This window comes from Thauera linaloolentis 47Lol = DSM 12138 (genome assembly GCF_000310205.1).
Taxonomy (GTDB): domain Bacteria; phylum Pseudomonadota; class Gammaproteobacteria; order Burkholderiales; family Rhodocyclaceae; genus Thauera; species Thauera linaloolentis.
The window spans coordinates 59580-65856 of the sequence record NZ_AMXE01000011.1; the positions used below are offsets into that span (position 1 = coordinate 59580).

At 70.2% G+C, this 6277-nt stretch carries 6 protein-coding genes; 5 read left to right on the forward strand and 1 reads right to left on the reverse strand.

Translation table 11 applies throughout. The features are described from left to right. Positions 1 to 25 precede the first annotated feature (25 nt). From C666_RS05340 to C666_RS05350, 3 genes are all read left to right on the forward strand, one after another. Entirely contained in the window at positions 26 to 2407 is a 2382-nt protein-coding gene (locus C666_RS05340) for a 3-hydroxyacyl-CoA dehydrogenase/enoyl-CoA hydratase family protein (protein WP_004334866.1), read from the forward strand. A 37-nt stretch (positions 2408 to 2444) separates the two neighbouring features. Beyond that, a complete protein-coding gene (locus tag C666_RS05345) occupies positions 2445 to 3644 on the forward strand; it encodes an acetyl-CoA C-acyltransferase (RefSeq protein WP_004334869.1) in 1200 nt (399 codons plus the stop codon). Between the two features lie 99 nt (positions 3645 to 3743). Continuing rightward, positions 3744 to 4544: an enoyl-CoA hydratase-related protein gene (locus C666_RS05350; protein WP_004334872.1), complete on the forward strand. Its 801-nt coding sequence runs from the start codon at positions 3744 to 3746 to the stop codon at positions 4542 to 4544. Between the two features lie 5 nt (positions 4545 to 4549). Here the strand turns inward: C666_RS05350 and C666_RS05355 are convergent, their stop codons facing one another. Beyond that, the gene (locus tag C666_RS05355) at positions 4550 to 5326 is read right to left on the reverse strand and encodes a YdcF family protein (protein WP_004334875.1); all 777 of its coding nucleotides are present in this window, start codon (positions 5324 to 5326) and stop codon (positions 4550 to 4552) included. Positions 5327 to 5489: 163 nt separating this feature from the next. On the opposite strand from C666_RS05355, the gene C666_RS05360 reads away from it, so the two are divergent. Both C666_RS05360 and C666_RS05365 read left to right on the forward strand, forming a co-directional pair. Further along, positions 5490 to 6029, forward strand: a complete 540-nt coding sequence (locus tag C666_RS05360) for a DUF2802 domain-containing protein (protein WP_004334877.1) — start codon at positions 5490 to 5492, stop codon at positions 6027 to 6029. Then, the coding region (locus C666_RS05365) for a hypothetical protein (protein ID WP_004334880.1) at positions 6026 to 6277 on the forward strand (252 nt) is incomplete at its 3' end. The genes C666_RS05360 and C666_RS05365, both read left to right, overlap by 4 nt.

Genomic DNA, 6277 nt, shown 5'->3' on the forward strand with positions numbered 1-6277 from the left:
GGCCGCCCAGCATCCGGAGAACCGTATGAGTCGTCTCATCATCCGCAAGGTCGCCGTGCTCGGCGCCGGCGTCATGGGCGCGCAGATCGCGGCTCACTGCGCCAATGCCGATGTCCCCGTGATCCTGTTCGACCTCCCCGCCAGGGAGGGCGACGCCAACGGCATTGTCGGCAAGGCGCTCGACGCCATGAAGAAGCTCGATCCCGCGCCGTTCGCGGCGCGGGATCGCGTCCGCCACGTCGAGGCCGCCAACTACGCCGGCGACCTCGCGCGCCTGGGCGAGTGCGATCTCATCATCGAGGCCATCGCCGAGAAAATCGAGTGGAAGCTCGACCTCTATGCCAAGGTCGCGCCGCACCTGAAGCCGGGCGCGGTATTCGCATCCAATACCTCGGGCCTGTCGATCAACGCGTTGTCGGCAGGCATGCCGGCCGCTGCGCGCAGCCGTTTCTGCGGCATCCATTTCTTCAATCCGCCGCGCTACATGCCGCTGGTGGAACTGATCCCGACCGCCGATACCGATCCGGCGACGCTCGATGTGCTGGAAGCCTGGCTGACCACCCGCCTGGGCAAGAGCATCATCCGCGCGAAGGACACGCCCAACTTCGTCGCCAACCGCGTCGGCGTGTTCTCCATCCTGGCGGTGCTGCACCATACGGCGCGGCTGGGGCTGGCCTTCGACGAGGTCGACCTGCTGACCGGGCCGCGCATCGGCCGGCCCAAGAGCGCCACCTTCCGCACCGCCGACGTGGTCGGTCTCGACACGCTGGCGCATGTCGTCGGCACCATGCAGGCGACGCTGCCGAACGACCCCTGGCATGCGTATTTCAAGCCGCCCGAATGGCTGCAGGCGCTGATCGGCAAGGGCGCGCTGGGGCAGAAGACGCGGTGCGGCATCTATCGCAAGCAGGGGCGGCAGATCCAGGTGCTGGACCTCGGCCTGCAGGACTACCGCGACAGCGGCGGCGAGGTCTTCCCCGACGTCGAGGACATCCTGAAGCTGAAGAACCCGGCCGACAGGTTCGCCCAGCTCGCGGCGCACCCGCATCCGCAGGCGCAGTTCCTGTGGTCCATCTTCCGCGACGTGTTCCATTACTGCGCGGTGCATCTGGGCGACATCGCCGACAATGCGCGCGACGTCGATCTGGCGATGCGCTGGGGCTTCGGCTGGGCGCAGGGGCCGTTCGAGACCTGGCAGGCCGCGGGCTGGCGCGAGGTGGCGGAAATGGTCCAGGACGACATCCGGCATGGCCGCGCGATGTCGAGCGTGCCTTTGCCGCCGTGGGTGTTCGAGCGCGAGGGCGTGCATGCGCCGGCGGGGTCTTTCAGCGCGGAGGACGATGCGCTGAAGCCGCGTTCGGCCTTGCCGGTGTACCGGCGCCAGCTCTACCCCGATCGCGTGTTCGGCGAGGCGCCGGACGAGCGCGGCGATACCTTGTGGGAAAACGGCGGCGTGCGCCTGTGGCGGCGCGCCGACCAGGATGCGCGCATCGGCATCGTCTCCATCACATCCAAGATGCATGCCATCGGCGACGAGGTCATGGACGGCATGCTGGAGGCCATCGCGCGCGCCGAGGTCGATCTCGACGGCCTGGTGATATGGCATCCGGCGCCGTTCGCGGTGGGGGCGAACCTGCAGCAGGTGGGCGAAGCCTGCCGCGCCGGCCAGTTCGAGTTGCTCGACGACATGGTGGCGAAGTTCCAGCGCAGCTCGATGGCGATCAAGCACGCCCAGGTGCCGGTGGTGGCCGCGGTGCAGGGCATGGCCCTGGGCGGCGGCTGCGAGTTCGCGATGCACGCGGCGCACCGGGTGATGGCGCTGGAAAGCTATGTCGGCCTGGTCGAGGCGGGCGTGGGCCTGATCCCGGCCGGCGGCGGCAGCAAGGAGTTCGCCCTGCAGGCGCATGCGATGGCGCAGCGCACCGCGGGCGGCGACGTGTTCCCGTTCATCCAGACCGCTTTCCAGACCATCGCCATGGCGACGGTGGCCAAGAGCGCCATCGAGGCCGTGCAACTCGGCTTCGCCAGGGTTTCGGACGACATCCTGTTCAACGCCAACGAACTGCTCTACGCCGCCATCCGGCGCGCGCGGGGGATGGCGGAATCCGCCTGGCGGCCGGTGCTGACCGATCCGGCGGTCGTCGTGGCCGGGCGCGACGGCATCGCCACCTGCGAATTGATGCTGGTGAACATGGCCGAGGGCGGCTTCATCTCGGCACACGACTACCGCGTCGCCAAGGCCGCCGCGACGGCGCTGTGCGGCGGCGAGGTGGACAGCGGCAGCCGCGTCGGCGAGCAGTGGATCCTCGACGTCGAGCGCGCGCAGTTCGTCGAGCTGCTGAAGACCGAGAAGACCCAGCAGCGCATCGCGCACATGCTCGAAACGGGCAAGCCATTGCGCAATTGATCGCAAGCGAGTGATCGCGACTGAGAGAGAACGAACGATGAGCAAACAGATCCAGGACGCCTACATCGTCGCCGCGCTGCGCACGCCGGTTGCGAGGCGCAACGGCGCTTTCCGCCATGTGCGGCCCGACGACATGCTGGCCGCGGTGCTGAGGGAGCTGGCCGCCCGCGTGCCCAACCTCGACTGCAACGAGATCGGCGACGTGATCACCGGCTGCGCGATGCCCGAGGCGGAGCAGGGCATGAACGTGTCGCGCATCGGCCTGCTGCTAGCCGGGCTGCCGGATGCGGTGCCCGGCATCACGATCAACCGCTTCTGCGCCTCCGGCCTGCAGGCGGTGGCCGATGCCGCCAGCCGCATCCGGCTCGGCGAGGCCGACGTGATGATCGCCGCCGGCACCGAGAGCATGAGCGCGATGCCGCAGATCATGGGCAACAAGGTCAGCCTCAACCCGGCGATCTTCGCCCATGCGGAGAACATCGACATCGCCTACGGCATGGGCCTGACCGCCGAGCGCGTCGCCGCGCAGTGGAACGTGAGCCGTGAGGACCAGGACGCGTTCGCCGCCGAATCGCACCGCCGCGCCTGCGCCGCCATCGCCGAAGGGCGTTTCGATGCCGAGACCCTGCCTTACGCGGTGAAGTCGCATGTGCCGGGCGAGGGGGGCACGGTGCGCATCGTCGAACGCCTGGTGTCGCGGGACGAAGGGCCACGGCCGGATTCGACGGTGGACCGGCTGGCGAAGCTGAAGCCGGTGTTCGCCGCGCGCGGTTCGGTCACCGCGGGCAACAGCTCGCAGATGTCCGACGGCGCCGCCGCCGTGCTGTTGATGAGCGAGGCCGCGGTCAAGCGCTACAACGTGGCGCCGATCGCGCGCTTCGCGGGCTATGCGGTGGCCGGCGTGCCGCCCGAGGTGATGGGCATCGGCCCGGTGGAGGCCATTCCGCGCGCGCTGAAGCGCGCCGGCCTGGGCATGGGTGACATCGGCTGGACCGAGCTCAACGAGGCTTTTGCCGCCCAGGCGCTGGCGGTGATGCGCCAGCTCGACATCGACCCCGCCCGCGTGAACCCGCTCGGCGGCGCGATCGCGCTCGGCCACCCGCTGGGGGCGACGGGCGCGATCCGCACCGCCACGCTGATGGCTGCGATGCAGCGCGATCCGGGGCTGCGCTACGGCATGATCAGCATGTGCATCGGCACCGGCATGGGGGCTGCGGGCGTTTTCGAGCGGGTCTGACGGGTGCCGCCGGCCGTCGCGGCGGCGGGGCGTGCCCCGTGTCAGAATGCCTGCCTCCGCATCCCGCGCGCGCGGGCATTCTTACGTGAGGATTCATCCATGGCTGGAACCGTCCTGCTCGACGACGCCGACGGCGTCGCGACCCTGACCCTGAACCGTCCCCAGGCGCTGAATGCGCTGTCCGTCGAGATGATGGAAGACCTGGCCGAGGCCGTCCGCGGGCTGGCGGCACGCAGTGATGCCGCGGTCGTCGTGGTCAAGGGCGCCGGCGAGCATTTCATGGCCGGGGGCGACCTGAAGGATTTCGCCGCGCGGCTGCACCTTTCGCCCGAAGCGCGCCTGGCGGCCTTCAAGGCGATGATCGCGCAGTACATCAACCCCACGGTCGAGATCCTGCAGGGGCTGCGGCAACCGGTCATCGCCTGCGTGCGCGGCGCCTGCGCGGGTTTCGGCCTGTCGCTGATGGCGGGCTGCGATCTGGTCGTCGCGGCGGACAACGCCCGGTTCACGACGGCGTATTCGTCGATTGCCCTGTCGGGGGATGGCGGCGCCTCGTATTTTCTGCCGCGTATCGTCGGCGCGCGCAAGGCAGCCGAACTGCTGCTCCTGGCCGAACGCTTCGACGCAGCGGAGGCGCAGCGCCTGGGGCTGGTCAATCGCGTGGTGCCGGATGCCCAGCTCGAAGAAGCCGTGGCCGCGCTGGCCGCCCGTCTCAGGAACGGACCGCGCCATACCTATGGCGAAATCAAGCGCCTGCTCGCGGCATCACACGGCACGCCGCTCGAATCCCAATTGCAGAGCGAGGCGGAAGCCTTCGCCCGCTGCGCGGCGACCGCCGACTTCGCCGAGGGCGTGACGGCCTTTCTTGACAAGCGCGCGCCCGGTTTCCAGGGGCGTTAGGCGGCTCAGCGCGACAGCCGGTAGGCGAGCCGTCCCAGCGCTTCGTGCACCGCGAACCAGCCGGCATATGCGCTGTTCTGGCTGGGAAGCCCGCCCAGCAGGAAAACGTCGTGCGCCCGCTCGTCATAGTCGCCGAGCCAGCCGGTCGGCGCCGGCTGCACGGCGAGCCCGGCCGCTTCGAATTCGGCCTGAGCGCGGGACATGTGCGCGGCGTGGGTGACGAGCAGGATGCGCCGCATGCCGGTCGCGTTCAGGATCGCGCTGGAATAGCGCGCGTTTTCGCGGGTGTCGCGCGAACGCCCCTCGGTCCATCGCACCGTGATGCCGAAGTCTTCTTCCAGCACGGCTTTCATGAGCACGGCCTCCGGCGTTTCGCTCGCGCTTCCGCCGCCGCTCACCAGGACCGGCAGCCCCGTCGTGCGCGCCAGCCGCGCGCCGTAGCGCAGGCGTTCGAGGGCGAGGCGGTTCACCGTTTCGCCGCCGAACTCGGGCGCGTATTCCCGCCGGCCGGCGCCGAGGATCACGATGGCGTCCGCATTCACCGCCGCCGTGGGCGGCAAGGGCGTGGGGTCTTCCACCTGCGCCACCATCCATCCCACGCTCGCGGGCAGGACCAGCAGCAGGCCCAGGGCCACGCCGCCCCAGGCCATGATCCGCCCCAGGCGCGGGAAGCGGCCGAGCAGCGCGAGGCCGAGGGCAATCGGCAGCAGAGGCAGCAGGGGCGGCAGCGCGAAGGCGGCAATCAGCTTCTTGAGCCAGAACAGCAACAGGGAAAGATCCATCGGGGGTCCGCCTTCCAGGGTTCGTGTCGCGGGATTTGTCGTCCGCGGGGGCGGACAGTATTATCGGGCGAATCCCCCGGAGGCTGCGTTTGCCGATGATGCTTTTCCTGCCGATGCCGCCCTGCACTGCACGCCTGCCCGAGCCTGGGCGGAGGCCCGGCGCATGAGCCCGCGGCAGATGCTGTGGATTCTTGCACTGCTGCTGTTGCTGCTCGCCGGCTGGCAATTCCTGCGCGCATTGTGGCTCGGTCGCGCTTCCGCTCCGCAATCCGGGCCGGCTTCTGCCGCGATGGCGGACGAAGCCGGCGGCGAGGGCGATGACGGTGACGGTTTCGACTATGCGCCGCAACCGAGGCCCGCCGTTTCCGCGCCCCTTGCGCCGGAACCGGCCGCGCCGGCGGCGGATGTCTTCCGTGCCGAGCTCGAAGTGAGCCATCTGCGGCGCGAGCTGGAAGCGCAGCAGGCGCTGATCGCGCTGCAGCGCACCGAAATCGAGGCGCTCCGCGCCGAAGCCGCCGGCCTGCGCCAACAGCTCGAAGAGGCGATGCTCGCCCAGCCCTCGACGTCGCCCGAGTACAGCGAGGCCTTGCGCTTCGCGGAGCAAGGCTACACGGCGGAGGAGATCGCCGCGCGTTGCGGCATCACCGTGGCCGAGGCCGGCCTCGTGCTGTCCCTCGCGCGGACGGGGGGGACTCGGCCGTGACCGCGACGCGCCAGGCCCCGGATGCCCGCCAGACGCTTCGCCGCCAGCGCAATGCTGCGCTGCGCATGGCCGGGGCCGCCCTGGCCGCGGCAATCGCCATCCTGATCGCTGCGCTGTCGCTTGAACAGGGGCCGCCAGCGGGCGGCGCGCGACAGAGGCCGGACGATACCGCGAACGCCATGCCCGCGCCGCCTTCCGCGCCCGCGCCGGCAATGCCCGCCGACACGGGCGCCGCCGTTGCAGCGGCG

What these genes read in the sequence shown, in the direction of transcription:
- C666_RS05340 (WP_004334866.1), top strand. Translation starts at nt 26, where the DNA reads ATGAGTCGTCTCATCATCCGCAAGGTCGCCGTGCTCGGCGCCGGCGTC.
- C666_RS05345 (WP_004334869.1), top strand. Translation starts at nt 2,445, where the DNA reads ATGAGCAAACAGATCCAGGACGCCTACATCGTCGCCGCGCTGCGCACG.
- C666_RS05350 (WP_004334872.1), top strand. Translation starts at nt 3,744, where the DNA reads ATGGCTGGAACCGTCCTGCTCGACGACGCCGACGGCGTCGCGACCCTG.
- C666_RS05355 (WP_004334875.1), bottom strand. Translation starts at nt 5,326, where the DNA reads ATGGATCTTTCCCTGTTGCTGTTCTGGCTCAAGAAGCTGATTGCCGCC.
- C666_RS05360 (WP_004334877.1), top strand. Translation starts at nt 5,490, where the DNA reads ATGAGCCCGCGGCAGATGCTGTGGATTCTTGCACTGCTGCTGTTGCTG.